Raw genomic sequence first — 26,149 nt, forward strand, 5'->3', positions numbered from 1 at the left:
GTCATTTAACGAGTCGGCAACGTCTTCAATAAGTTTAGCTCGATTCTGTTAGGGCTATTCCACTTGCCATTTTTGGATAACCACACCTGGCGGCCCTCATCAACGGCAATGCGAGGGACGTGATGGTTCGCAAGGCTACCCCTGGCGCGCGATTCCGCGTTGAGATAACCGGTGGGCGGCTTCAGCGGCAGCGATAGCGTATCAGGTCAGCACCATCGGCCATTCTGGCGGGGTCTGGCTCATCGTTTCGACCATTACGGCTTCAATGTTATGCCAGATCGCAGCGAGATCCATCATGGTAATACCGAGTAAACCGGTGGCAAACCAGCAGGCGGATACCACGCCCAGACCGCTACTGATCACCGCCAGACCAATATAATCTGATTTACGGAAACGGATATTGAGCGTGCTGGCTAAAAACATGAGCACGGCGCTCAGCAGTTGCCAACGGAGAAGAACGACACCAGTGGTTATGGCAGCCATGAAACATTTCCTCTGAATAGACCTTTGTCCAGGACAGCGCGGCGTTGCTCCCGGGAAGCATGGGATATTCTGGCTATCGACGGACGTCACATCAACATCGAATGAAACATTGTTTCTATTTCATTGTTTTTGTGAACTATATCACAAAAACCAGCTTGTTCGCCAGATCGGCAATGTATTTTTTGTGCGTTTTATAACCGTATTTTTTGTGTGACTTCTACGCGTCCGTAGAGAAACTGCCGGAAAGCAAAGATGTATTATTACTACTCTTTTATTTTTTTCGTGAAATTCAGACCTGATAAAAATATCAAGTTATTTATCAAAAGAAAGGAGTAAAGATGTATACCCCATCGTTTACTTGAGTATAAATCTGATATTATCAAAAATATTTAGTGTCCTGCCTGGTATGCGAAAGAGATTGCGCGTAGTTATTAATGGTAAATGTTGATCGGTAAAAGTCTGTTGCTAATATTGATAAATTCATGCACCGTAAACCTCCATTTGGTTCACGTCTTATTTTGCCAACAATAGTCACAAATAATGCAGGGAAATAGGCTGAAAATGAGTCAAAGCACACGACGCAAGGTGTTGAGATTTCTCGGTACGATCATTGTGGTGTTACTTCCTGTATTGCTGGCGATCTGGTTTGCTCATATCCGGGCAGTCTCTGAAACCAGAAATCAGTTACATTCATTTGCGCAGTTGGTATTAGATAAAACGGAGCGGGTTATCCTGCAAGCGAATTTAGCCCGCGATGCCGCTGAACAATATCAGGGGCAAGCCTGTACGCCAGCCCATCAACAGCGAATGCTGAATATTATCCGCGGTCGTTTGTACATTAATGAGTTGATTTATGCTAAGGGCCAGCGTTTTCTATGCTCTACGGTTATGACGCCAACAAGTCCTTATTTTATTCCCCGCGCTGACTATAAACGAAAGCCTGACATCGCTATTTATTACTATCGTGATACGCCTTTTTTCAACGGTTATAAAATGACATATATGCAGCGGGGAAACTATGTCGCGGTTATCAATCCCTTATCTTATAGCGAGGTGATGTCAGACGATCCGGCGTTGGCCTGGGGAATGTATGATACGGTGACCAACACCTTTTTCTCCCTGAGTGAACAGGCGCAGGCTGATCAGCTATTACCTTTGGTACGACGGAGTGAACCTGTGTTCCAACAGGGTGAGCGTTTTTATACTCTGGTTAAATCAGCAAAACGACCGGTTGCCGCGATTGTTTCAACCTCAAAGCAACGCTTTTACCAGAACCTCTTTCATCAGCTTACGTTAACGCTACCGTTAGGGATCATCTGTAGCATTATCATCTTATTTATGTGGTCACGATCCCGGCAGGCATATTACTCACCGCGTCGATTGCTGCAACGGGCCATTACCAGGCACCAGCTTTGCCTTCATTATCAGCCGATCATTGATATCCGAAACGGGACATGTGTAGGTGCCGAAGCGCTATTGCGTTGGCCGGGCTATCACGGTCCGGTGATGAGCCCGTGCGAATTTATTCCGCTGGCGGAAAAAGAGGGGATGATTGAGCAGATCACCGATTATGTCGTCGAAGAGGTATTTAATGATTTAGGTGGTTTTCTGGCCGCGCACCCGCATCTTTATGTCTCTATCAATCTCTCTGCCGCCGATTTTCTCTCTTCCCGACTAATTGTGATGATTCATGAAAAAACGCGTCAGCATTCAGTGCTTGCGCAACAGATAAAGGTTGAAGTGACCGAGCGCGGATTTATTGATGTGCCTAAAATGACGCCGATTATTCAGGCGTTTCGCCAGGCGGGATACGAGGTGGCAATTGATGACTTTGGTACCGGCTATTCGAACTTGCATAACCTGTACTCATTAAATGTCGACCTTTTAAAAATTGATAAATCTTTTGTCGACACGCTAACCACTAATAGCGCCAGCCATTTGATTGTGGAACATATTATTGAAATGGCGCAAAGTTTGCGGCTAAAAATCATTGCGGAGGGGGTTGAAACGGCTGAACAGGTTAGCTGGTTGCTAAAACGCGGCGTTCAGTATTGTCAGGGATGGCACTTTGCGAAGGCGTTGCCACCGCAGGAATTCATCGCCTGGTTACAACAAACGCCCGCGCCTCTGACGATACGCGGGCAGACGCCCTACAGGCGGTGACGGTAATCGCTGGGAGTGCGATCGAACTCGCGGCGGAATACACGCGAGAAGGTTTGCTGCGATACATAGCCCAGGTCCATCGCGATATCAAAAATCGGGCGCTCGGTCGTTCGTAGCTCAACGGCCGCCAACAGGAGACGGCGCTGGCGAATATACTCGCCTAATGTTTGATGCGTTACCGTACGAAACATCCGCTGCAAATACCACTTGGAGTAGCCCGATTTTTTTGCCACCACATCAATGTTTAGCGGTTGGTCGATATGTTCATCAATCCATTCGATAAGGGTCTGAATTATCTGCTGATGCGACATATTGTTGCCTCTTAAACAGTATTCGATTCGTCGTTTTGTCTGCTGGCGAGTATAATTCCTCAAGTTAACTTGAGGTAAAGCGATTTATGGAAAAAAAATCTCCCCGTTTAAAAGCCTTACTGACGCCGGGGGAAGTTGCGAAACGTAGCGGTGTTGCTGTGTCCGCCCTGCACTTCTATGAAAGCAAAGGGCTAATTACCAGTATCCGTAATAGCGGTAACCAACGGCGATACAAGCGTGACGTGTTGCGTTATGTCGCGATTATCAAGATCGCCCAGCGTATCGGCATCCCGCTGGCAACTATCGGCGACGCGTTTGGTATCTTGCCGGAAGGACATACGTTAAGCGCGAAAGAGTGGAAGCAGCTCTCCTCGCAGTGGCGCGAAGAGTTAGACCGACGTATTCATACGCTGGTGGCGTTGCGCGATGAGCTGGACGGTTGTATCGGCTGCGGCTGTTTATCGCGTAGCGACTGTCCGCTGCGAAATCCAGGCGACAGGCTTGGCGAACACGGGACGGGCGCCCGGCTGCTTGAAGATGATTAACATGCACTCGGCCATCGGGCTGAGTTCACCTAAAACTAAAGCGCCGCTAAGGGCGCTTTAGTTTGTTTCCGGTCTTTGTCTTTCGCTCTATCCCGCTGATTACAGGAGGGTTTCCCCCGACGTCAACACCCCTCATATCGAGCACGTGGTGGAGGTTCCGGTTTGTGTTGATACTGTAAGTGTAAGCGACGACGCCCTGTTCGCCAGCGAAATGCTGATTTTTTAGCCGAAATTTTTACGGCAACTGCCATAATTTTCTATAGTTAGTTGGCATACCTTACAGGAGACAGCCATGCTGACGGTGCACCATTTAAATCAGTCTCGTTCGCAGCGCATCCTCTGGGCGCTGGAAGAGCTGGCGTTGCCTTACCAGATTGTGCGTTACCAGCGTGAAAAGACCATGCTGGCGCCGCCGGCATTGAAAAAAGTGCATCCGCTGGGCAAGTCTCCGGTTATCGAAGATCACGGTATGGTTATTGCGGAATCGGGCGCCATCCTGGAATATTTGCAGGACACTTACGACAGTATCGGACGCTTTAAACCTGCGGATGCGCAGGGGAAACAACACTATCGATTCTGGCTACATTACGCTGAAGGTTCGCTCATGCCCTTGCTATTGATGAGACTGCTCTTTACCTCTTTGGGTAAACCGCCGGTACCATTGGGCCTGCGAACGTTGGGCGGCGTTATCGGTAAGGGCGCGCAAAAAGCGTACCTCAATCCGCAACTGGAAACCCATGCGCGCTTTATTGACGGGCATCTGGCAAATCACCCCTGGTTTGCCGGAGAGCAGTTAAGTATGGCGGATATCCAGATGAGCTTCCCGCTATTTGCGCTGCTTGCCCGAGGCGGAATCGCTCATCTCGACCATATCAACGCATGGAAAGCGCGGGTAGAAATGCGTCCAGCCTGGCAGCGAGCGATTCAGCAGGGCGGTCCGTTTACCATTCCCGGCGGATAATGGCGTTTTTGTGAGCAGATTGCGCAACGTATTTGCTAACAGCGATGCGAAAAATTGTTGCTGGATTGCGCAGGGACGATAACGTTTGCGCATCGTCTGGCGATTTATTGAGCATACTAAGCAGAAAAGCATAAAAAGCGGCAAAGTTCAGTTGAAAAAGCGTTGATGATCGCTGGATAATCGTTTGCTTTTTTTTGCCACCCGTTTTGTATACGTGGAGCTAAACGTTTGCTTTTTTGCGGCGCCCCGGTTGTCGTAAATGTAGCACAAGGAGATAACGTTGCGCTGTTAGTGGATTACCTCCCACGTATACCGACGAATAATAAATTCTCAGGGGATGTTTTCTATGTCTACGCCTTCAGCGCGTACCGGCGGTTCACTCGACGCCTGGTTTAAAATTTCACAACGCGGGAGCACCGTTCGCCAGGAAGTCGTTGCTGGCTTAACCACGTTTCTCGCGATGGTTTACTCCGTCATCGTGGTGCCAGGGATGCTGGGTAAAGCCGGGTTCCCGCCTGCCGCCGTCTTTGTAGCGACCTGCCTGGTCGCAGGCGTCGGCTCTATTGTTATGGGGCTATGGGCGAATCTGCCGCTGGCTATCGGTTGCGCTATCTCGTTGACGGCGTTTACCGCGTTTAGCCTGGTCCTGGGGCAGCATATTAGCGTCCCGGTCGCGCTTGGCGCCGTATTCCTGATGGGCGTACTGTTTACCGTTATCTCCGCCACCGGCATTCGTAGCTGGATTTTGCGTAACTTGCCGCAGGGCGTGGCCCACGGAACCGGTATCGGTATTGGCCTGTTTTTGTTGCTGATTGCCGCCAACGGCGTCGGTCTGGTCATTAAAAACCCGCTGGATGGCCTGCCGGTCGCGCTGGGCGATTTTGATACCTTCCCGGTGATTATGTCGCTTGTAGGGCTGGCTGTTATTCTCGGTCTGGAAAAGCTGAAAGTCCCCGGCGGCATTCTGTTGACCATTATTGGCATTTCTATTGTGGGTTTGCTCTTCGATCCTAACGTCCATTTTTCCGGCATTTTCGCCATGCCTTCGTTGAGCGATGAAAACGGCAACTCGCTGATCGGCAGCCTGGATATTATGGGCGCGTTAAACCCTGTCGTTCTGCCAAGCGTACTGGCGCTGGTGATGACGGCGGTGTTTGATGCGACCGGCACGATCCGTGCGGTCGCAGGGCAGGCTAATCTGCTGGACAAAGACGGACAAATTATCGATGGCGGCAAAGCGCTAACCACCGACTCCCTGAGTAGCGTTTTCTCCGGCTTGGTCGGGGCGGCGCCAGCCGCGGTGTATATCGAGTCTGCGGCCGGTACGGCGGCGGGCGGTAAAACGGGCCTGACGGCGATTACCGTGGGCGTGCTGTTTTTGCTGATCCTGTTTCTTTCGCCGCTCTCTTATCTCGTTCCCGTCTACGCAACTGCCCCGGCGCTCATGTATGTCGGTCTGCTGATGCTGAGTAACGTGGCGAAAATCGATTTTGCTGATTTCGTCGATGCGATGGCGGGGCTGGTAACGGCTGTATTTATTGTACTGACCTGTAACATTGTCACCGGGATTATGATCGGCTTTGCCACGCTGGTCGTCGGGCGTCTGGTTTCCGGCGAATGGCGTAAGCTGAATATCGGAACTGTCGTCATTGCGGTCGCGCTGGTCGCTTTTTATGCCGGCGGTTGGGCTATCTAGTTCTGCCTTCATTCTGAAAAACGGGCGGCGTTGGTCGCCCGTTTTCATTTTCAGGACACATCACGTTACCTTTTGCGTTAATCTGAAGAAGGTGAAACCGAGGCATGATGCCTCTCTCCATCATAAAAAACATCGCAAACAGGGAACGCATGGAAATTTTCTTCACAATACTCATCATGACCCTTGTGGTCTCGCTGTCGGGGGTATTTACGCGTGTATTACCCTTCCAGCTTCCTTTACCCCTTATGCAGATCGCCATTGGCGCGCTGTTGGCGTGGCCGACGTTTGGTTTGCATGTGGAATTCGACCCGGAACTCTTCCTGGTGCTGTTTATTCCGCCGCTGCTGTTTGCGGATGGCTGGAAGACGCCGACCCGTGAATTTCTTGAGCATGGACGAGAGATTTTCGGGCTGGCGCTGGCGCTGGTCCTGGTAACGGTCGTGGGAATCGGCTTCCTGATTTATTGGCTGGTGCCCGGCATTCCGCTGCTCCCCGCCTTTGCACTGGCCGCCGTGCTGTCGCCGACCGATGCGGTAGCGCTCTCCGGAATTGTGGGCGAGGGGCGCATCCCGAAAAAAATCATGGGCATTCTGCAGGGAGAGGCGTTAATGAACGACGCCTCCGGTCTGGTATCGCTGAAATTCGCCGTCGCGGTGGCGATGGGGACGATGGTCTTTACCGTCGGCGGCGCGACGCTGGAATTTTTTAAGGTCGCTATCGGCGGTATTCTGGCGGGTTTTGTGGTCAGTTGGCTGTATGGCCGCTCGCTGCGTTTTTTGAGCCGCTGGGGCGGCGATGAACCCGCGACGCAAATTGTCCTGCTGTTTCTGCTGCCCTTCGCGTCTTACCTGATTGCCGAGCATATTGGCGTCTCAGGCATCCTGGCCGCGGTTGCCGCCGGGATGACCATCACCCGTTCTGGCGTAATGCGCCGCGCGCCGCTGGCAATGCGTTTGCGCGCGAACAGTACCTGGGCGATGCTGGAATTTGTCTTTAACGGTATGGTCTTTCTGCTGTTGGGACTGCAATTGCCGGGTATTCTGGAATCTTCGCTGGCGGCGGCGGAAGCTGACCCGAATGTCGAAACCTGGATGCTTTTTACCGATATCGTGCTGATTTATGCAGCATTGATGCTGGTTCGCTTCGGCTGGCTGTGGACCATGAAAAAGTTCAGCCTACGCTTTTTGAAGAAGAAACCGATGGAGTTCGCCAGCTGGACGTCGCGTGAAATTCTGATTGCTTCCTTCGCTGGCGTTCGTGGGGCGATCACCCTGGCTGGTGTGCTCTCTATACCGTTACTTTTGCCGGATGGCAGCGGATTTCCGGCGCGTTATGAACTGGTATTCCTGGCGGCTGGCGTCATTCTGTTCTCGTTATTTGTCGGCGTGATCATGCTGCCGCTGCTGTTGCAACATCTGGAAGTCGCCGATCATGCGCAACAGTTGAAAGAGGAGCGTATCGCCCGCGCGGCGACGGCGGAAGTGGCGATTGTCGCCATTCAGAAAATGGAAGAGCGTCTGGCGGCGGATACTGAAGAAAACATCGATAATCAGTTGCTTACTGAAGTAAGCTCGCGTGTCATTGGTAACTTGCGTCGCCGTGCCGATGGGCGAAACGATGTCGAAAGCTCCATACAGGAAGAAAACCTGGAGCGACGTTTCCGTCTGGCGGCGCTGCGTTCCGAACGCGCCGAGTTGTATCATCTGCGCGCCACGCGAGAAATCAGCAATGAAACATTGCAAAAGCTGCTGCACGACCTGGATTTGATGGAAGCGCTACTGATAGAAAATCAGTAGTCCTTGTGGCCCGGTGGCGCCATGCTTACCGGGCCTACAAGTAGTCCGGATAAGGTGCTTGCGCCGCCATCCGGCAAGGGTTTTAACCCATGGTTTACGGTTGTTTCAGCCAAAACCCTTCGCAACAGGTTAACCATGCCCGGGCGCTGTGCGACAGATACACGCCCTCTCGCCAAATCATGCCTAACTGCCAGCGGAGATCGCTTTCCAGCGGTAGCCAGCGCAGCGTGGCCTTATCCAGACGCTGACAAATCGGCTCCGGCAAAATGGCGATGCCGACGCCCGCTTGCACCATGGCGGCGAGAAAATCCCATTGCCCGCTGCGCACGGCAATCCGTGGTTTTACGTCATGCTGGCTAAATAAGGTCATCAACTGGCGGCTCAGGGCAAAGTCTTCGTTATAGATAAGAAGAGGATGCTCCGCCAGAGCTTCAGGCGCGATGGAGTCGCAGCTTGTCCACTGACCGGAACGGGGAACCAGCACGCACAGCGGATGACTGAACAGCGATAACGTCGTCAGCCCGCTTGCTTCTTCCACCGGGAGCGCGGTCATCGCAACATCCAGCTCGCCATTCATTACCGCCTGCTGTACCGTCAGGCCGCCAAACTCCGAAATTTTGAGTTCAACGCCAGGGTAGCGTTGTCGAAACAAACTGATTGGCCCGGCCATCAACATGCCGACCATCGGGGGAATACCCAGCCGCAGCACGCCCTTATTGAGATGGTTAATATCGCTCAACTCAGCCTCTAACTGGCGGAACTCAGCGAGGATCGCCAGACCGCGTTCAAACACCACGCGTCCGGTATCGGTCAGCAATAACTTACGTCCGTCGCGGATCAGTAGCGTACAGTTAAGCTCATCTTCAAGATTTTTCAGCATCTTGCTAATGGTGGGCTGGGTGACAAATAACTTCTCCGCTGCGCGGGTGAAACTTTGCTGGCGCACCACCTCGACAAAATAACGCAGCGTTCTGATATCCATGATTATTCCTTCCGACTATGCCTGCAATGATTTTAATTCATTTCTGCCCGTGACGGAGGTTCTCTATACTGGCGCTCCGTATTATTTTTCAGGACATTCCCTCATGGCTGTGGCGATAAGCCGCGTTACGCCTGCCGTTGTGCAACGACTCCAGGTACCGGTTCAGGTACTGCTCTATGCAGGTTTATTCATTTTTTCCCAATATCTTGTCTCCTGGCTGCACCTGCCGTTGCCCGCGAATCTGGTCGGCATGGTGCTTATGTTGGCGCTGATCGTTTGCCGGATTATTCCGCTTAGCTGGGTACGCGCAGGCGCACGCTGGCTGCTGGCGGAGATGCTGTTATTCTTTGTTCCCGCCGTCGTGGCGGTAGTGAACTATGCCCATCTGTTACTGGTGGACGGCTGGCGCATTTTCTCGGTGATAGCGATCAGTACCTTAATGGTACTCGGCGCGACGGCGTGGGTGGTGGATAAAGTGTATCGCTATGAGATGAGCAGGCTAAACCGTGAATAACGTTCAGTTAAGCATACTGTGCCTGGTGATTACGCTGGGAATTTACTTCGCCAATAAGCGTCTGTATCGCCGTTTTCGCAAACTGCCGTTGATGCCATTAGTGTTGACGCCGGCACTGCTGGTGTTAATGCTGGTGTTCGGTCATATCTCCTGGCAAAACTATATTGGCGAATCGCACTGGCTATTGTGGCTGCTCGGCCCGGCGACCATTGCCTTTGCGGTGCCGGTGTACGATAACCTCGCGATTATCAAACGTCACTGGATGTCGCTCACCGCGGGCGTAGTGACGGCGACGGTGGTGGCGGTCACCAGTTCCGTTTGGCTGGCGCGTCTGTTCACGTTATCGGATGAGATTCAGCGTAGTCTGGCGGTACGTTCCGTTACTACGCCGTTTGCGCTGGCGGCGGCAGAACCCCTGGGCGGGCAGCCGGATCTGGTGGCGCTGTTCGTGGTCGTCACTGGCGTGTTTGGCATGGCGGTCGGCGACGCGCTATTTTTGCGTCTCTCTATCCGGGAAGGCATGGCAAAAGGGGCAGGATTCGGCGCGGCGTCACATGGGGCAGGCACGGCGCGTTCCTATGAACTTGGTCAGCAGGAGGGCGTCGTCGCCAGTCTGGTAATGATGCTGTCCGGCGTGGTGATGGTGCTGGCAGCCCCGCTGGTGGCGAGGGTGATGTTCTGATTTTCCTCCGACCCACAGGGCCGGAGGAAACGGTAAGATTAATGCGCACGCCCTTGTTGTACGCCGAATCCCGTTTGGGAGCGGATAAACTGAGCGCGGAACTGCTCACGTTCACGGTTGCCTTCTGCCGAGTTATCGGTGGCCGAGAAGAACCAGATCCCCAGGAACGCCACGCTGATAGAGAACAGCGCCGGATACTCATACGGGAAGATCGCTTTTTCGTGGCCGAGGATCTGCACCCAAATGGTAGGGCCAAGAATCATCAGCACCACCGCTGTCAGTAAACCTAACCAGCCGCCCAGCATAGCGCCGCGCGTGGTCAGTTTTGACCAGTACATGGAAAGCAGAATGATGGGGAAGTTGCAGCTCGCGGCGATAGCAAATGCCAGGCCCACCATAAAGGCGATGTTCTGATTTTCAAACAGGACGCCGAGGATAATGGCGATCACGCCCAGCACCAGGACGGTGATTTTCGACACCTTCAGCTCTTCACGTTCGGTTGCGCCTTTGCGGAACACGTTAGCGTACAAATCATGCGACACCGCCGATGCGCCCGCCAGCGTCAGACCGGCGACCACCGCCAGAATGGTGGCAAACGCCACTGCCGAAATAAAGCCGAGGAACAGGTTACCGCCTACCGCGTTGGCCAGATGCACCGCCGCCATGTTATTGCCGCCAATCAGCGCGCCCGCGGCATCTTTATAGGCGGGATTCGCCCCCACCAGCATGATAGCGCCGAAGCCGATAATAAAGGTCAGAATGTAGAAATAGCCCATAAAACCGGTGGCATAGAACACGCTCTTGCGCGCTTCGCGGGCATCGCTGACCGTAAAGAAACGCATCAGAATATGCGGCAAGCCGGCGGTGCCGAACATCAGCCCCAGACCCAACGACAACGCCGAAATCGGATCTTGTACCAACCCTCCTGGGCTCATAATCGCTGTGCCTTTCGGGTGTACCGCCATGGCTTCGGTAAACAGATTATTGAAGCTAAAGCCGACGTGTTTCATCACCATAAAGGCCATAAAACTGGCGCCAAACAGCAACAGGACGGCTTTGATAATTTGCACCCACGTTGTCGCCAGCATCCCGCCGAACAGCACGTACATCATCATCAGCACGCCGACCAGCACTACGGCGATGTGATAGTTGAGGCCGAACAGCAGTTCAATCAGTTTACCGGCGCCGACCATTTGGGCGATGAGATAAAGCGCCACCACTACCAGGGAGCCACAGGCCGAAAGAATACGGATTGGCCCCTGTTTCAGGCGATAAGAGGCAACGTCAGCAAAAGTATAACGTCCCAGATTACGCAGGCGCTCGGCAATCAAAAACAGGATGATTGGCCAGCCGACAAGGAAGCCCAGCGAATAGATCAGCCCGTCATAACCGGAGGTAAACACCAGAGCGGAAATGCCGAGAAATGACGCGGCGGACATATAGTCGCCGGCAATCGCCAGCCCGTTCTGGAACCCGGTGATATTGCCGCCAGCCGTGTAGTAGTCGCTACGGGAACGTACGCGTTTAGAGGCCCAGTAGGTAATACCGAGCGTAAACACGACGAAAATCAAAAACATGATAATCGCTTGCCAGTTGGTGGGCTGGCGTTCAACCGCGCCGCTAATGGCATCCGCCGCATGAGCGGCGAAGGGGAGAGCGGCGGCGAGCGCCGTCAGAACTCTCTTCATAATGCTTTCACCTCATGCAGTACGGCGTTATTAAGACGATCGAATTCGCCATTCGCCCGCCAGATATAAATTCCGGTCAACACAAAAGAAATCACAATCACCCCGACGCCAATGGGAATTCCTCGGGTGACGCTGGTTCCCGCATGTAGAGGCGTGCCCAGCCAGCCAGGCGCGAAGGCGATCAGTAAAATAAAGCTGATATAAACCGCCAGCATGATAACCGACAGAATCGTGGCAAACCGTTGCCGTTTTTCAACTAATTCCCTGAAACGCGCACTGTCTTCTATCCGCTGATAAATTTTGTCATTCATCACAGAGCTCTCCAGAGGTCCCCCTGCGTCTTTCGCGCTACAGGCGCGTTGGCCGCACTCGCGCGCCCCAGCCACATAGTGAACTTGAACTATGCTGCTGAGGGTGTGCTCGCTTGCCGCCTTCCTGTAACACGAAATCCTTTGGGGGAGGGTTTTTTATATTTCCCTCTCCCGGTTTGAGAGAGGGCAGGGGTAGGGTCGTAGGCCGGATAAAACGCTTTCGCGTTGCCATCCGGCATTTATGGTTATGACGGCATCGCGATGGCCTGCTTCTCTTCGAGCAGTTTCTCCACCACGCCAGGATCGGCGAGAGTCGAGGTATCGCCCAGATTGCTGGTATCGCCCGCCGCGATTTTGCGCAAAATGCGGCGCATAATTTTGCCGGAACGGGTTTTTGGCAGTGAGTCGGTCCAGTGCAGAACGTCCGGCGTCGCCAGTGGGCCAATCTCTTTACGTACCCAGTTGCGCACCTCCGCGTACAGTTCTGGCGACGGCTCCTCGCCGTGGTTGAGCGTCACATAAGCGTAAATCGCCTGGCCTTTGATAGCGTGTGGAATACCCACCACCGCCGCTTCGGCGATCTTCGGATGCGCCACCAGCGCTGACTCGATTTCCGCCGTACCCAGACGGTGGCCGGAGACGTTTAACACGTCATCCACGCGACCGGTGATCCAGTAATAGCCGTCTTCATCGCGACGCGCGCCGTCGCCGCTGAAATACATATTCTTAAAGGTAGAGAAATAGGTCTGCTCAAAACGTTCATGATCGCCGAACAGAGTGCGCGCCTGGCCCGGCCAGGAATCGGTGATGACCAGATTGCCTTCCGTCGCGCCTTCTTGCGGATGGCCTTCGTTATCCACCAGCGCAGGCTGTACGCCAAAGAAAGGACGGGTGGCGGAACCGGCTTTCAGTTCGATAGCGCCCGGTAGCGGCGTGATCATAAAACCGCCTGTTTCAGTCTGCCACCAGGTGTCGACGACCGGACATTTTTCCTTGCCGATCTTCTTCCAGTACCATTCCCACGCTTCGGGATTGATCGGCTCGCCGACGGAACCCAGAATGCGTAGTGAAGAACGGTCGGTGCCTTCAATGGCTTTATCGCCTTCCGCCATCAGCGCGCGGATGGCCGTCGGGGCGGTATAGAGAATGTTGACCTGGTGTTTGTCGACCACCTGGCACATGCGAGCGGGCGTTGGCCAATTCGGCACGCCTTCAAACATTAAGGTGGTCGCGCCGCAGGCCAGCGGGCCATACAACAGATAGCTGTGCCCCGTCACCCAACCCACATCGGCGGTACACCAGTAAATATCGCCAGGGTGATAATCAAAGACATACTTAAAGGTGGTCGCGGCGTAGACCAGATAACCGCCGGTGGTGTGCAGCACGCCTTTCGGCTTGCCGGTGGAGCCGGAGGTATAAAGGATAAACAGCGGATCTTCGGCATTCATCGCTTCAGGCTGGTGCTCAGGGCTGGCTTTTTCAATCAAATCGCGCCACCACAGGTCGCGGCCTTCTTGCCAGTCAATGTCGCTGCCGGTGCGCTTCAGGACGATCACATGCTCAACGCTAGTGACATTCGGGTTTTTCAGCGCGTCATCGACATTCTTTTTCAGCGGGATACTGCGTCCGGCACGTACACCTTCGTCAGCGGTGATCACCAGCCGCGAACTGGAGTCGATAATGCGTCCGGCGACGGCTTCCGGCGAGAAGCCCCCGAAGATCACCGAATGCACCGCACCGATGCGGGCGCAGGCCAACATTGCCACCGCCGCTTCCGGCACCATCGGCATATAAATCGCTACCACATCGCCTTTTTTAATGCCCAGATCCAGCAGCGTATTCGCGAAACGGCAGACATCGCGATGCAGTTCGCGATAAGAGATATGTTTACTCTGCGACGCGTCATCGCCTTCCCAGATAATGGCGGTGCGATCGCCATTTTCCTGCAAATGGCGGTCAAGACAGTTCGCCGCCAGATTCAGCGTGCCGTCCTCGTACCATTTAATCGACACATTGCCTGGCGCAAAGGAGGTGTTTTTCACTTTTTGGTACGGCGTGATCCAATCGAGAATTTTTCCCTGTTCGCCCCAAAACGTATCGGGGTCGTTAATAGACTGTTTATATTTAGTCTCATACTGCTCTGGATTTATCAGGCAACGATCCGCAATGTTGGCGGGAATGGCGTGTTTATGTGTTTGGCTCATGCTGTTGTTCTCCTTGTAGGATGTTAATAATATGTCGCATAAACGTTAAATGTAGGGTCTTAATAAGTTTTGTTTAGTATTTGGGCGACAGATCACGCAAAAAGGGAACTGTGCAAATAAGCAGCAATCTATTTTTTGATTGTGTCCCGCAAAATTAGATAAATTTTCGGGATAACATGACGTTATATGAAATTTTTTAAAAAAGTGATCCGTGTCCGGAAATCAGAAAAGAGAGGGAGTTTTGTCCAGGTTACTAACTCTAAAGTGGTATTTTACATACACTTACAATTGATTAAAGACAACATTTTAAGTGTGGTTATTTGTTACACATAGAGGAGATCAATGTAATAACAGTATTTGTGCGGTTGCTGTTATGGAAAACGATAAAAAATCGCCATTAAAGATAATGGCGCAATCTGGATGAGACCTCTATGGCAAGGAAAACACTACGCGCACGCCGTTTCTTCAGCCTTATATTTCCTTTTTTCTTCATTACCTCTGTTTACGCTGAGCAAACGCCTGAATCCGCAAAAACCGTTACTGTTGAAGCGAAAAATGAAACGTTCGCGCCTCAACACCCCGACCAATATCAGTCATGGAAAGCGACGTCAGAACAGTCTGCCCGTGAAGATGCGCTGGCGGAAGACCCTCGTCTGGTGATCCTGTGGGCGGGCTATCCCTTCTCCCGTGATTACAACAAACCACGCGGCCACGCGTATGCGGTAACCGACGTGCGCGAAACGCTGCGTACCGGCGCGCCAAAAACGGCGGAAGACGGCCCGCTGCCGATGGCCTGCTGGAGCTGTAAAAGCCCCGATGTCGCGCGCCTTATCCAACAAGAAGGCGAAGACGGCTACTTCCATGGCAAATGGGCGCGCGGCGGCCCGGAAATTGTCAACGATTTGGGCTGTGCCGACTGTCATAACACCGCGTCGGACGATTTCGCCCAGGGGAAGCCAGCGTTAACGTTGTCGCGCCCCTATGCCGAACGGGCGATGGAGGCTATCGGCAAACCGTTTGATAAAGCGGGACGATTTGATCAGCAATCGATGGTCTGCGGTCAGTGCCACGTGGAGTACTACTTTGACGGTAAAAACAAAGCCGTTAAGTTCCCGTGGGATGAGGGCATGAAGGTCGAAAATATGGAGCAATACTACGACACTATCGCCTTCTCTGACTGGACTAACTCTCTGTCGAAAACCCCGATGCTCAAAGCGCAGCACCCGGAATATGAAACCTGGAGCGCGGGCATTCACGGTAGGAACAACGTGACCTGTATCGACTGCCACATGCCGAAAGTACAGAACGCCGAAGGCAAGCTCTACACCGACCATAAAATCGGCAACCCGTTCGACAATTTCGCGCAAACCTGCGCCAACTGCCACACCCAGGACAAAGCGTCCCTGCAAAAAGTGGTCGCCGAGCGTAAACAGGCGATTCATGACCTGAAAATCAAGGTTGAAGATCAGCTGGTACATGCGCACTTCGAAGCGAAAGCCGCATGGGATGCGGGGGCGACAGACGCGGAAATGAAACCGATTCTGAACGATATTCGCCACGCGCAGTGGCGTTGGGATCTGGCGATTGCGTCACACGGTATTCATATGCATGCCCCGGAAGAAGGTCTACGGATGTTAGGTAGCGCGATGGATAAAGCCGCGGATGCCCGTACTAAACTGGCGCGACTGCTGGCGACCAAAGGTATTACCCATGAAATTCCGCTGCCGGATATTTCAACGAAAGAGAAGGCGCAGAAAGCGATTGGTTTGAATATGCAACAAATCAACGCGGAGAAGCAGGACTTCCTGAAAACGGTCGTACCGCAGTGGGAAGATCAGGCGCGTAAAAACGGTCTGTTAAGCCAATAACCCCATTCCGCCCCATAAGGGGCGGATAACTCAACGGAGTGAATATGAGCGTATTACGTTCGTTATTAACTGCTGGGGTGCTGGCGTCAGGCCTGTTCTGGAGCCTGAGTGGAATTACTGCCACGCCAACGCCGCAGGAGTCGGATCAACGCTGGACGGTCACCCAGCAGCGTAATCCGGATGCTGCCTGTCTGGACTGTCACAAACCGGACACCGAAGGTATGCACGGTAAACATACGGGCGCTATCAACCCGAACAATAAATTGCCGATAACCTGTACCAACTGCCACGGTCAACCGTCGCTTCACCACCGTGAAGGGGTGAAAGATGTGATGCGTTTTAACGACCCGATGTATACGGTAGATCAGCAGAACAGCGTCTGTATGTCCTGCCACTTGCCTGAACAACTGCAAAAAGCGTTCTGGCCGCACGATGTTCATGTTACTAAAGTGACCTGCGCCAGTTGCCATTCCCTGCATCCGCAGCAAGACACGATGCAGACGCTAAGCGATAAAGGACGGATCAAGATTTGCGTCGATTGCCACAGCGATCAGCGTACTAACCCGCACTTTAATCCGGCGTCCGTTCCGTTGCTTAAGGAGCAGCCATGAGTTGCACCCGACGTCAATTTATTACCCGCGTCGGCGCGCTGGCGGCGGTCAGTGGGATGGCAGGACGCGTTGTAGCGAACACGTTGAATATTAATGGCGTGCGTTATGGCATGGTACACGATGAGTCATTATGCATCGGCTGCACGGCCTGCATGGATGCCTGTCGGGAAGTCAACAACGTGCCGGACAGCGTATCGCGCCTGACGATTATTCGCAGCGAGCCGCAGGGGACGTTTCCTGATGTGAAATATCGCTTCTTCCGCCACTCGTGCCAGCATTGCGACCATGCCCCCTGCGTTGACGTCTGCCCGACCGGCGCATCATTCCGCGATGCCGCCAGCGGTATTGTCGACGTGAACCCGGACCTTTGCGTCGGCTGCCAGTACTGCATTGCCGCGTGTCCCTACCGCGTGCGCTTTATCCATCCGGTCAGTAAGACGGCGGATAAATGCGATTTCTGCCGGAAAACCAACCTGAAAGCGGGCAAACAGCCCGCCTGCGTTGAGTCATGCCCGACGAAGGCGCTGACGTTTGGTAATCTGGACGATCCCAACAGCGATATCTCCCGTTTGTTGCGGCAAAAAATCACCTATCGTTACAAGCTGGCGCTGGGCACAAAACCGAAGGTCTACCGCGTTCCCTTTAACTATGGGGAGGTGAGCCAATGACATGCGCTTCTGCATTTCATTTTGCATCACTGGTGTGGGACTGGCCCATCGCCATCTATCTGTTTCTGATTGGCATCTCCGCCGGACTGGTTACGTTGGCGATTCTGCTGCGCCGCTTCCATCCGGAGGCGGGCGGTTCGGACAGTACGCTGCTGCGCACTACGCTGGTGTTAGGGCCGGGGGCGATTATTCTTGGTCTGCTGATTCTGGTCTTCCACCTGACGCGGCCATGGACCTTCTGGAAGCTGATGTTCCACTACAGCTTTACCTCGGTGATGTCGATGGGGGTGATGCTGTTCCAGTTGTACATGGTAGTGCTGGTGCTGTGGCTGGCGAAAATCTTTGAAAAAGAGGTGATTGCCCTGCAGCAGCGTTGGCTGCCGCGGTTAGAGATCGTGCAGAAAGTGTTGGCGCTAATAACGCCGTTTCATCGCGCGCTGGAGACGTTAATGCTGGTGCTGGCGGTCCTGCTCGGGGCGTACACCGGCTTTCTGCTGTCGGCGCTGAAATCCTATCCGTTCCTGAATAACCCGATCCTGCCGGTACTATTCCTGTTCTCTGGAATTTCCTCCGGCGCGGCGGTGGCGCTGATCGCTATGGCGTTACGCCATCGTAGCAACCCGCACAGCACCGAGGCGCGCTTTGTACATCGCATGGAAACCCCGGTGGTATGGCTGGAGATCTTCCTGCTGGCGGCCTTTTTTATCGGGCTGGCGCTGGGCGATGACGGCAAAATGCGCGCGCTGGCGGCGGCGCTGGGCGGCGGATTCTGGAGCTGGTGGTTCTGGCTTGGGGTCGTAGGGCTGGGATTGATTATCCCGCTGCTGCTGAAGCCCTGGGCAAACCGTAGCGTCACGTTTCACGGCGTGCTGGCCGTTTGCGGCGCCAGTTTGACCGGCGTGCTGTTGCTGCGCTTTTTCATTCTTTATGCGGGACAGCTAACGGTTGCATAATCTGGACATCTTCCTTCCTGAAGCCGGATTTCTGGCGCTGTTGTTGGGTCTCGGGGTCAACGTGCTGACCCCGCTGGCGACGTGGTGCGGGATGGGGCTGCACTGGCGCGGCGTCATGCGCCTGACGACCTGCGGCGCGTGGACGGCGTTCACGCTGCTGCTACTGGCGTTTGCGATTCTGGTTAGCTGTTTTCTGACCAGCGATTTTTCGGTCGTTTATGTTGCGCAGCATAGCCATAGTCAGTTGTCATGGGGACTGAAACTGGCGGCGGTATGGGGCGGTCATGAAGGCTCGCTCCTGCTGTGGGCGCTGCTTCTTTCGGGATGGACGGCGCTATTCGCCTGGCGCTCCCGGCATGAATCTGACGCGCTTTTTCCGCTGACCCTGAGCATCTTGTCCCTCATTATGGCTTCGCTGCTGCTATTTATTGTGCTGTGGTCCGATCCGTTCCTGCGTATTTTCCCTCCCGCCATGGAAGGGCGCGACCTTAATCCCATGCTGCAACATCTGGGGCTGATCTTACATCCGCCGCTGCTCTATCTGGGTTATGGCGGCCTGATGACCGCGGCGAGCGTAGCGCTGGCCTCGCTACTGTGCGGCGGCTTTAACGCGGCAACCGCCTGGGTGTGCTGGCGCTGGGCGTTACCCGGCTGGTGCGCTCTGACGCTGGGGATTATTCTCGGATCGTGGTGGGCGTATTGCGAACTGGGCTGGGGCGGCTGGTGGTTCTGGGACCCGGTGGAAAATGCCTCGTTGTTGCCGTGGCTTGCCGCCAGCGCGTTGCTGCACAGTCTGTATGTCAGCCGCCAGCGCGGGAGCTTCCGTCACTGGTCGTTGCTGCTGGCGATACTGACGCTGATCCTCTCGTTGCTGGGAACGCTGATTGTGCGTTCCGGCATTCTTGTTTCGGTACATGCTTTTGCGTTAGATAACGTGCGCGCGGTGCCGCTGTTTACCCTTTTTGCCGCGTTAAGTCTGGCATCGCTTGCTCTGTACGGCTGGCGGGCGCGGGAGCCGTATCCGGCGACGCGTTTGGGCGGCGGAAAGTGCGAAACGCTCATTCTGACGACGCTGCTGCTCTTTAGCGCCGTCTTGTTGATCGTGCTGGTCGGGACGCTCTACCCCATGATTTATGGTTTGATGGGCTGGGGAAGGCTTTCGGTGGGCGCGCCCTATTTTAATCGCGTCACGCTGCCGTTTGGCCTGCTGATGCTGGTGGTTATCGTGCTGGCGACAATCAGAAGCCGCAAAGTCTCTGTGCATCGTCAGCTTCCGGCGTTGCTGGCGCATACGGGCGTATTTATCTTCGCCGCCGGGATCATGGTTTCCAGCGGCAGTCGGCATGAAATCAGCCTTAACCTCAGCCCCGGTCAGCAGGTGGTACTGGCGGGCTACATTTTCCGCTTTGAGCGTCTGGATCTGGAAGCCAAAGGCAACTACACCAGTGAAAAAGCGCGGATCACGTTGTGGCGGAATGAAAAACGCATTGGCAGTCTGCAGCCTGAAAGGCGCTTCTATGCCGCGCGTCGTCAACAGATGATGGAGCCGGGGATTCACTGGAACCTGCTACATGACTGGTACGCGGTGATGGGCGAAAAAACCGGACCGGATCGTTACGCCATGCGCTTATACGTGCAGACCGGCGTGCGCTGGATCTGGGGAGGGGGATTGTTGATGGTGTGTGGAGCGCTGCTGAGCGGATGGCGGGGGAGGAAGCATCCTGAGTTATTGCCTGATGGCGCTGCGCTTATCAGGCCTACGAGTGAAAAGCATGGTAGGCCGGATAAGGCGTTTACGCCGCCATCCGGCAAGACGATGTTACTTGTGGCTTTTCTGATTTTTCTGCCTTTTAGCACCCACGCCCAGGTGGTGGATACCTGGCGCTTTGACAATCCACAACAGCAGGAAAAAGCGCTATCTATTGCCAGTCAACTGCGCTGTCCGCAGTGTCAGAACCAGAATTTGCTGGAATCCAATGCGCCCGTGGCGGTCAGTATGCGCCATCAGGTTTACAGCATGGTGGCCGAAGGTAAAAGCGAAGCGGAAATCACCGCCTGGATGACCGACCGTTATGGTGATTTCGTGCGCTACAACCCGCCGTTGAATGAGCAAACGCTGCTGTTGTGGGCGCTGCCGTACCTGCTGTTATTGCTGGTGGGCGTGGTAGTCTGGCGGGTGAGAAAGCGTCAGCACGCAGGAGAGGGGGAACAATGAGCCAGTCTGAACACTCCACTGCGCCGTTACGTCCCATGCCCGTAAAGCGTCTGGCGGCTGCGGCGGTGTTGATGGTGGCTGCCTGTGTCGGCGGCTATCTGTTGACGCCGAAATGGCAGGCTGTGCGTAGCGAGCAACAGCGTCTGGCCGATCCGCTACGTGACTTTACGAACCCGCAAACGCCAGAGGCGCAGCTTTCCAGGCTGCAAGAAAAAATCCGCGCCAATCCGCAGGATAGCGAGCAATGGGCGCGGCTGGGCGAGTATTATCTCTATCGCAATGCGTATGACAATGCGCTGCTGGCATATCGTCAGGCGTTGCGTCTGCGAGGCGATAACGCGCAGCTTTTCGCCGCGCTGGCAACGGTGCTGTATTACCAGGCCGGGCAACATATGACGCCTGCGACGCGTGAAATGATTAATAAAGCGTTAGCGCTGGATGCAACAGAAGTGACCGCGCAGATGCTGCTGGCGGCGGATGCGTTTATGCAGGCGGATTATGCGCAAGCCGTGTCGCTGTGGCAAACCTTACTGGATGCCAACTCGCCGCGAGTGAACCGCGCGCAGCTGGTAGAGGCCATTAATTTGGCTAAATTGTTACAAAATCGGCAGAAATAATTTTTTCTTTTTTGTGACTTTTGTCATGTGTGCTGTTTAAAAAAACGGCGAATGAGACACAAGTAAAAATTAATTACCTCAGTGTATTATTCGTTTTTGACGAAGTAAAAAACTTTCCATAACAAATAGTTATTCATCATTAACGCCATAAACTCGCGTTATTATGCATAAAAACAGCCAAAAGCCCTGTTATGAAAGGGTTGCGCAAGACGCTATGCAAATGATACTGATTATGCGCGTTAAAAAACTCTACAAACCAACGCAACACAAATCATACCCTTTCAGTATGTATTGCTCTCATGCTTTCGGCGGAGAGCAACGCTTCATCGAGGAAGTCTGTTGTTATGAAAAATTTGAAAGTCAGCCTGGCCTGGCAAATTTTGCTGGCTATGGTGCTGGGCATTCTGTTGGGCAGCTATCTGCATTATCACAGTGACAGTCGTGAATGGCTGATTGCCAACCTGCTGTCGCCTGCTGGCGATATTTTTATCCATCTGATTAAAATGATCGTCGTGCCGATCGTGATCTCGACTCTGATTGTCGGCATCGCCGGCGTTGGCGATGCAAAACAGCTAGGCCGTATCGGCGCCAAAACCATTCTCTATTTTGAACTGATCACCACGGTGGCGATTATCCTCGGCATTACGCTGGCGAATGTCTTTCAGCCAGGCTCAGGCATTGATATGTCGCAACTGGCGACCGTCGATATTTCGAAATACCAGAACACCACGGCGGAAGTACAAAGTCATGCGCATGGGCTGATGGGGACGATACTGTCGCTGGTGCCGACCAATATCATCGCATCGATGGCCAAAGGGGATATGCTGCCAATTATCTTTTTCTCGGTCCTGTTTGGACTGGGGTTGTCATCCCTGCCGGCAACGCACCGCGAACCGCTGGTGACGGTATTTCGTTCCATCTCTGAGACCATGTTTAAAGTCACCCATATGGTGATGCGCTATGCGCCAGTGGGCGTTTTTGCGCTGATCGCCGTCACGGTGGCGAATTTTGGTTTCGCGTCGCTGTGGCCGCTGGCGAAATTGGTGCTGCTGGTACACTTTGCCATTATCTTCTTTGCGCTTGTAGTGCTGGGCATCGTGGCGCGCCTGTGCGGGTTAAGTATCTGGATTCTGATTCGCATTCTGAAAGATGAATTGATTCTGGCGTACTCGACCGCCAGCTCCGAGAGCGTGCTGCCGCGCATTATCGAGAAGATGGAAGCTTACGGCGCGCCAGCCTCTATCACCAGTTTCGTGGTACCGACCGGTTACTCATTTAACCTCGACGGCTCCACGTTATACCAGAGCATCGCCGCCATTTTTATCGCGCAGCTATATGGTATCGACCTGTCGCTGTGGCAGGAAATTGTACTGGTGCTGACGCTGATGGTGACGTCGAAAGGGATTGCCGGCGTGCCTGGCGTTTCCTTCGTGGTGTTACTGGCGACGCTGGGCAGCGTGGGCATTCCGCTGGAAGGGCTGGCGTTTATCGCCGGTGTCGACCGTATCCTCGACATGGCGCGTACTGCGCTAAATGTGGTGGGGAATGCGCTGGCGGTGCTGGTGATCGCCAAGTGGGAACACAAGTTTGACCGCAAAAAAGCGCTGGCCTACGAGCGCGACGTGCTGGGCAAATTTGATAAAACCGCCCAATAACGGATTGCCGGATGGCGCTTTGCTTATCCGGCCTACAGCGAAAGAGAATGTAGGCCGGATAAGGCGTTCACGCTGCCATCCGACAACCTGCTCCGGGTTGCCTGATGGCGCTACGCTTATCAGGCCTACAACGACTACGTTCATCCGACAATAAACATCAGCCATTTGTTAGCGTTTCGAACTCTTCGCAACCGGTATCAAACCCTTCCAGACAGCTTAGATTCAACCAGTGCAACGCCTTCTGCTTGTTCTTTTCAATAAAGCCCGGTTCACCGTTTAAAAACATCATTCCCGCCCAGTATTCTGAATAGCCGGTACGGGAAATGGCGGAACTGCGTTTGAAATACCAGGCGGCTTTTTCATCATCGGCGGCAATGCCCACGCCGTTGGCGTAAATCAGGCCAAGCAACATTTGCGCATCCACCGCGGAGTCGTTATCCAGATCTTCAGAGGCCTTTTGCAGCAGCGAGATGGCTTTTGGGTAGTCCGGACGCCCGGCCTGGGTGTTGACCAGGATCCGCGCCAGCGTAATTTCGCCCGCTTTACTGCCCGCGTTAGCCGCCTTTTCAGCCAGCTTTTTCGCGTCGGGATAATCCAGGCTTACAGGATTAGTGATTTTGATTTGCGCCAGTAGCGCGCAGGCGTCGGCGTCGCCATTGTCGGCGGCTTTTTGCGCCCAGTATTCAGCTTTGTTCAAATCGCCATAGCTCAACCAACTGTCGGCCAGAAAATATTGCGCGCGTCTGTCACCTGCCTCTGCTGCCTGCAAATACTGGCTACCCGGCTCAGGATCTGCGGCATGGGCAAAGAATGTCATAAACAACATCAATGCAAGAAGTGGTTTCATTTTGAATTTTATTTAGGGTACGGAAAAGACAGTATAAAGAGATCGTATGGATAAAAAAACAGCCTCCGGGCGGAGGCTGTTATAGGGAAAATGCCTGATGGCGATGCTAATGCATCTAATCAGGCCTACAGTAGACGCAGGCCGAATAAAGCATTCTGATGCCGCCATCCGGCAGATCAACCCATTGCGCTTTCGCGCAGGCGGGTTTTCAGTTTGTTGTACTCATCAATCACATACTGCTCGGCGGCTCGCTGATCGGCGATCGGCTCAACGCGTACGGCGCAGTATTTGTACTCCGGCGTTTTGGTAATCGGGCTGAGGTTTTCAGTCACCAGCTCGTTACAGGCGCCAATCCACCACTGGTAGGTCATGTAAATTGCCCCTTTGTTCGGGCGATCGCTGACCTGCGCGCGGGTGATGATTTTGCCTTTGCGCGAATGAACCCACACCAGCGCTTCATCTTCAATGCCCAGACGCGCGGCGTCGGCGGTATTGATTTGCGCATAGCCCGGTTCATCGGCCAGCGCGGCCAGCGCCGCACAGTTACCGGTCATTGAGCGGCAGGAGTAGTGGCCGACTTCGCGCACCGTCGACAGTACCATCGGGTACTCTTCGGTGAGTTTATCGATAGGCGCTACCCAGTCGCAGGTGAAGAACTGCGCCAGGCCGTTGGGGGTATCGAACTTCTCTTTAAAGAGGTACGAGGTTCCCTGATCGGCATCCGACGTGTCGCGGCATGGCCACTGGATATAGCCCAGCTCGCCCATTTTCTCGTAAGTGGCGCCGTAGAAATCCGGGCACAGATGACGCAACTCATCCCAGATCTCCTGGGTGTTGTTGTAGTGCATCGGATAGCCCATCCGGGTGGCGATTTCACTGATAATCTGCCAGTCGGTTTTCAGGTCCCACTTCGGTTCAACGGCTTTAAAGAAGCGCTGGAAGCCACGGTCAGCCGCAGAGAAGACGCCTTCATGCTCGCCCCAGGAGGTGGAGGGTAAAATCACATCCGCCGCCGACGCGGTTTTGGTCATGAAGATATCCTGCACGATGACCAGTTCCAGATCCTCAAACGCTTTACGTACTGCAGAGAGTTCCGCATCGGTTTGCAGCGGATCTTCACCCATAATGTACGCCGCGCGCACTTCGCCATGCGCCGCACGGTGCGGCAGCTCGCTGATGCGATAGCCGGTATGCGCAGGCAGACTTTCTACGCCCCAGGCTTTAGCGAACTTCTCGCGGTTTTCCGGGAACTTAACGTACTGGTAGCCCGGATAAGTATCCGGCAGCGCGCCCATATCGCACGCACCCTGAACGTTGTTCTGGCCGCGAACCGGGTTAACGCCCGCGCTTGGCTTGCCGAGGTTGCCGGTCAGCATCGCGAGGCTGGTCAGTGAACGCACGGTTTCCACACCCTGATAGAACTGGGTGACGCCCATACCCCACAAGATCGCTGCGCTTTTCGCGCTGGCATACATCCGCGCCGCCTGACGAATTTCCTGTGCGCTCACGCCAGTGATCTCTTCGACGGACTCCGGCGTATAGCCTTCGACAATCTTACTGTACTCTTCAAAACCTTCGGTACGGCTGGCGACAAACGCTTTGTCGTACAGGTTTTCTTCAATAATGACATGCCCCATGGCGTTGAGCAGCGCGATATTCGAGCCGTTTTTCAACGCGATATGCATGTCAGCGATGCGCGCGGTTTCAATTTTGCGCGGATCGCAGACGATAATTTTCGCCCCGTTGCGTTTAGCGTTAATCACATGATTCGCCACGATAGGGTGGGAATCCGCCGGGTTATACCCGAAGACGAACACTAAATCAGTGTTATCAATTTCGTTAATCGCATTACTCATTGCGCCGTTACCGACCGATTGGTGCAGACCTGCAACCGATGGGCCGTGTCAGACGCGAGCGCAGCAGTCAACGTTATTGGTACCAATAACGGCGCGTGCGAATTTTTGCATTACATAGTTGGTTTCATTTCCGGTACCGCGAGAGGAGCCGGTTGTCTGGATTGCATCCGGACCGTACTTCGCTTTGATGGCGCTCAAACGTTCAGCGACGTAATTGAGCGCTTCATCCCAGGAAACAGATTCCAGTTTGCCGCCACGCTGGCGACGGATCATTGGGGTTTTCAGGCGCGGGGTCAGGATCTGGGTATCATTAATAAAATCCCAGCCGTAGTAGCCCTTCAGACACAGGGTACCCTGGTTGGTTTTCCCCTGCGCCGCCTCAGCCCGGACGATTTTGCCGTTATCGACCACCAGATTGATTTTGCAACCTGATGCGCAATACGGGCAAACCGTGACGACTTTTTTCATCGGTTTCGCTCCAGTTAATCAAATCGCGCATACGCGCTGTCGCCCTCAGTATGCA

General features: G+C 54.0%; 22 protein-coding genes. 14 read left to right on the top strand and 8 right to left on the bottom strand.

The window, feature by feature from the left end; genetic code table 11:
* Positions 1-201: 201 nt before the first annotated feature.
* Positions 202-483, bottom strand: coding sequence for a YjcB family protein (locus tag NA986_RS21315; protein WP_000719058.1), 282 nt, complete (start codon positions 481-483; stop codon positions 202-204).
* A 561-nt stretch (positions 484-1,044) separates the two neighbouring features.
* Here NA986_RS21315 and NA986_RS21320 point away from each other — a divergent pair.
* Positions 1,045-2,646: an EAL domain-containing protein gene (locus NA986_RS21320; protein ID WP_023215908.1), complete on the top strand. Its 1,602-nt coding sequence runs from the start codon at positions 1,045-1,047 to the stop codon at positions 2,644-2,646.
* Here the strand turns inward: NA986_RS21320 and soxS are convergent.
* Entirely contained in the window at positions 2,634-2,957 is a 324-nt protein-coding gene (gene soxS / locus NA986_RS21325; protein ID WP_000019483.1) for a superoxide response transcriptional regulator SoxS, read from the bottom strand. The genes NA986_RS21320 and soxS overlap by 13 nt on opposite strands.
* An 86-nt stretch (positions 2,958-3,043) precedes the next feature.
* Between soxS and soxR the strand changes: the two genes are divergently transcribed.
* The 4 genes from soxR (at position 3,044) to NA986_RS21345 (ending at position 7,955) form a co-directional block, all read left to right on the top strand.
* Positions 3,044-3,502: a redox-sensitive transcriptional activator SoxR gene (soxR, locus tag NA986_RS21330; RefSeq protein ID WP_000412686.1), complete on the top strand. Its 459-nt coding sequence runs from the start codon at positions 3,044-3,046 to the stop codon at positions 3,500-3,502.
* A gap of 292 nt (positions 3,503-3,794) precedes the next feature.
* Positions 3,795-4,463, top strand: coding sequence for a glutathione S-transferase family protein (locus NA986_RS21335; RefSeq protein ID WP_000958575.1), 669 nt, complete (start codon positions 3,795-3,797; stop codon positions 4,461-4,463).
* 346 nt (positions 4,464-4,809) lie between these two features.
* Positions 4,810-6,159, top strand: coding sequence for a guanine/hypoxanthine transporter GhxP (gene ghxP / locus NA986_RS21340; protein ID WP_000106907.1), 1,350 nt, complete (start codon positions 4,810-4,812; stop codon positions 6,157-6,159).
* A gap of 149 nt (positions 6,160-6,308) precedes the next feature.
* Positions 6,309-7,955, top strand: a complete 1,647-nt coding sequence (locus tag NA986_RS21345) for a Na+/H+ antiporter (RefSeq protein WP_023215909.1) — start codon at positions 6,309-6,311, stop codon at positions 7,953-7,955.
* Between the two features lie 94 nt (positions 7,956-8,049).
* Here the strand turns inward: NA986_RS21345 and NA986_RS21350 are convergent, their stop codons facing one another.
* On the bottom strand, positions 8,050-8,937 hold the full coding sequence (locus NA986_RS21350) for a LysR family transcriptional regulator (protein WP_000354959.1): 888 nt from the start codon (positions 8,935-8,937) through the stop codon (positions 8,050-8,052).
* A gap of 103 nt (positions 8,938-9,040) precedes the next feature.
* On the opposite strand from NA986_RS21350, the gene NA986_RS21355 reads away from it, so the two are divergent.
* Positions 9,041-9,451, top strand: a complete 411-nt coding sequence (locus tag NA986_RS21355; protein WP_000257347.1) for a CidA/LrgA family protein — start codon at positions 9,041-9,043, stop codon at positions 9,449-9,451.
* Positions 9,444-10,133: an LrgB family protein gene (locus NA986_RS21360; RefSeq protein WP_001651258.1), complete on the top strand. Its 690-nt coding sequence runs from the start codon at positions 9,444-9,446 to the stop codon at positions 10,131-10,133. The genes NA986_RS21355 and NA986_RS21360 overlap by 8 nt, the downstream gene beginning before the upstream one ends.
* A 38-nt stretch (positions 10,134-10,171) precedes the next feature.
* Here NA986_RS21360 and actP read toward each other — a convergent pair whose 3' ends face one another.
* The 3 genes from actP to acs form a co-directional block, all read right to left on the bottom strand.
* Positions 10,172-11,821, bottom strand: a complete 1,650-nt coding sequence (gene actP / locus NA986_RS21365) for a cation/acetate symporter ActP (RefSeq protein ID WP_000832536.1) — start codon at positions 11,819-11,821, stop codon at positions 10,172-10,174.
* Positions 11,818-12,132 (bottom strand): DUF485 domain-containing protein, encoded by a 315-nt coding sequence (locus tag NA986_RS21370; RefSeq protein ID WP_023215910.1) that lies wholly within the window; start codon positions 12,130-12,132, stop codon positions 11,818-11,820. The genes actP and NA986_RS21370 overlap by 4 nt, the downstream gene beginning before the upstream one ends.
* A 245-nt stretch (positions 12,133-12,377) precedes the next feature.
* Positions 12,378-14,336: an acetate--CoA ligase gene (acs, locus tag NA986_RS21375; RefSeq protein WP_000083877.1), complete on the bottom strand. Its 1,959-nt coding sequence runs from the start codon at positions 14,334-14,336 to the stop codon at positions 12,378-12,380.
* A 431-nt stretch (positions 14,337-14,767) separates the two neighbouring features.
* Between acs and nrfA the strand changes: the two genes are divergently transcribed.
* From nrfA to gltP, 7 genes are all read left to right on the top strand, one after another.
* Positions 14,768-16,204 (top strand): ammonia-forming nitrite reductase cytochrome c552 subunit, encoded by a 1,437-nt coding sequence (nrfA, locus tag NA986_RS21380; protein ID WP_000101777.1) that lies wholly within the window; start codon positions 14,768-14,770, stop codon positions 16,202-16,204.
* A gap of 44 nt (positions 16,205-16,248) precedes the next feature.
* The gene (nrfB, locus tag NA986_RS21385; RefSeq protein ID WP_023215911.1) at positions 16,249-16,815 is read left to right on the top strand and encodes a cytochrome c nitrite reductase pentaheme subunit; all 567 of its coding nucleotides are present in this window, start codon (positions 16,249-16,251) and stop codon (positions 16,813-16,815) included.
* Positions 16,812-17,483 (top strand): cytochrome c nitrite reductase Fe-S protein, encoded by a 672-nt coding sequence (gene nrfC / locus NA986_RS21390; protein ID WP_023215912.1) that lies wholly within the window; start codon positions 16,812-16,814, stop codon positions 17,481-17,483. Before nrfB ends, nrfC begins: the two co-directional genes overlap by 4 nt.
* The gene (nrfD, locus tag NA986_RS21395) at positions 17,480-18,436 is read left to right on the top strand and encodes a cytochrome c nitrite reductase subunit NrfD (protein ID WP_023215913.1); all 957 of its coding nucleotides are present in this window, start codon (positions 17,480-17,482) and stop codon (positions 18,434-18,436) included. Before nrfC ends, nrfD begins: the two co-directional genes overlap by 4 nt.
* Entirely contained in the window at positions 18,429-20,651 is a 2,223-nt protein-coding gene (nrfEF, locus tag NA986_RS21400; protein ID WP_023215914.1) for a heme lyase NrfEFG subunit NrfEF, read from the top strand. The genes nrfD and nrfEF overlap by 8 nt, the downstream gene beginning before the upstream one ends.
* Positions 20,648-21,268, top strand: coding sequence for a heme lyase NrfEFG subunit NrfG (gene nrfG / locus NA986_RS21405; protein ID WP_000083232.1), 621 nt, complete (start codon positions 20,648-20,650; stop codon positions 21,266-21,268). Before nrfEF ends, nrfG begins: the two co-directional genes overlap by 4 nt.
* A 344-nt stretch (positions 21,269-21,612) precedes the next feature.
* Positions 21,613-22,923, top strand: coding sequence for a glutamate/aspartate:proton symporter GltP (gene gltP, locus NA986_RS21410; protein ID WP_000793278.1), 1,311 nt, complete (start codon positions 21,613-21,615; stop codon positions 22,921-22,923).
* Positions 22,924-23,080: 157 nt separating this feature from the next.
* Here gltP and yjcO read toward each other — a convergent pair whose 3' ends face one another.
* The gene (gene yjcO / locus NA986_RS21415; RefSeq protein ID WP_000803307.1) at positions 23,081-23,770 is read right to left on the bottom strand and encodes a Sel1 family TPR-like repeat protein YjcO; all 690 of its coding nucleotides are present in this window, start codon (positions 23,768-23,770) and stop codon (positions 23,081-23,083) included.
* A gap of 176 nt (positions 23,771-23,946) precedes the next feature.
* Positions 23,947-26,094 carry a formate dehydrogenase H subunit alpha, selenocysteine-containing gene (locus NA986_RS21420; protein WP_011233236.1) on the bottom strand — a complete coding sequence of 716 codons (2,148 nt, stop codon included), beginning with the start codon at positions 26,092-26,094 and terminating at the stop codon, positions 23,947-23,949.
* Positions 26,095-26,149 lie beyond the last annotated feature (55 nt).

Origin of the sequence: Salmonella sp. NW177 (genome assembly GCF_051811585.1) — a bacterium.
Taxonomy (GTDB): domain Bacteria; phylum Pseudomonadota; class Gammaproteobacteria; order Enterobacterales; family Enterobacteriaceae; genus Salmonella; species Salmonella enterica.

Bases quoted from the DNA above. Each gene is read 5' to 3' on its own strand.
- NA986_RS21315 (WP_000719058.1), bottom strand. From the start codon at position 483: ATGGCTGCCATAACCACTGGTGTCGTTCTTCTCCGTTGGCAACTGCTG.
- NA986_RS21320 (WP_023215908.1), top strand. From the start codon at position 1,045: ATGAGTCAAAGCACACGACGCAAGGTGTTGAGATTTCTCGGTACGATC.
- soxS (WP_000019483.1), bottom strand. From the start codon at position 2,957: ATGTCGCATCAGCAGATAATTCAGACCCTTATCGAATGGATTGATGAA.
- soxR (WP_000412686.1), top strand. From the start codon at position 3,044: ATGGAAAAAAAATCTCCCCGTTTAAAAGCCTTACTGACGCCGGGGGAA.
- NA986_RS21335 (WP_000958575.1), top strand. From the start codon at position 3,795: ATGCTGACGGTGCACCATTTAAATCAGTCTCGTTCGCAGCGCATCCTC.
- ghxP (WP_000106907.1), top strand. From the start codon at position 4,810: ATGTCTACGCCTTCAGCGCGTACCGGCGGTTCACTCGACGCCTGGTTT.
- NA986_RS21345 (WP_023215909.1), top strand. From the start codon at position 6,309: ATGGAAATTTTCTTCACAATACTCATCATGACCCTTGTGGTCTCGCTG.
- NA986_RS21350 (WP_000354959.1), bottom strand. From the start codon at position 8,937: ATGGATATCAGAACGCTGCGTTATTTTGTCGAGGTGGTGCGCCAGCAA.
- NA986_RS21355 (WP_000257347.1), top strand. From the start codon at position 9,041: ATGGCTGTGGCGATAAGCCGCGTTACGCCTGCCGTTGTGCAACGACTC.
- actP (WP_000832536.1), bottom strand. From the start codon at position 11,821: ATGAAGAGAGTTCTGACGGCGCTCGCCGCCGCTCTCCCCTTCGCCGCT.
- NA986_RS21370 (WP_023215910.1), bottom strand. From the start codon at position 12,132: ATGAATGACAAAATTTATCAGCGGATAGAAGACAGTGCGCGTTTCAGG.
- acs (WP_000083877.1), bottom strand. From the start codon at position 14,336: ATGAGCCAAACACATAAACACGCCATTCCCGCCAACATTGCGGATCGT.
- nrfA (WP_000101777.1), top strand. From the start codon at position 14,768: ATGGCAAGGAAAACACTACGCGCACGCCGTTTCTTCAGCCTTATATTT.
- nrfB (WP_023215911.1), top strand. From the start codon at position 16,249: ATGAGCGTATTACGTTCGTTATTAACTGCTGGGGTGCTGGCGTCAGGC.
- nrfC (WP_023215912.1), top strand. From the start codon at position 16,812: ATGAGTTGCACCCGACGTCAATTTATTACCCGCGTCGGCGCGCTGGCG.
- nrfD (WP_023215913.1), top strand. From the start codon at position 17,480: ATGACATGCGCTTCTGCATTTCATTTTGCATCACTGGTGTGGGACTGG.
- nrfG (WP_000083232.1), top strand. From the start codon at position 20,648: ATGAGCCAGTCTGAACACTCCACTGCGCCGTTACGTCCCATGCCCGTA.
- gltP (WP_000793278.1), top strand. From the start codon at position 21,613: ATGAAAAATTTGAAAGTCAGCCTGGCCTGGCAAATTTTGCTGGCTATG.
- yjcO (WP_000803307.1), bottom strand. From the start codon at position 23,770: ATGAAACCACTTCTTGCATTGATGTTGTTTATGACATTCTTTGCCCAT.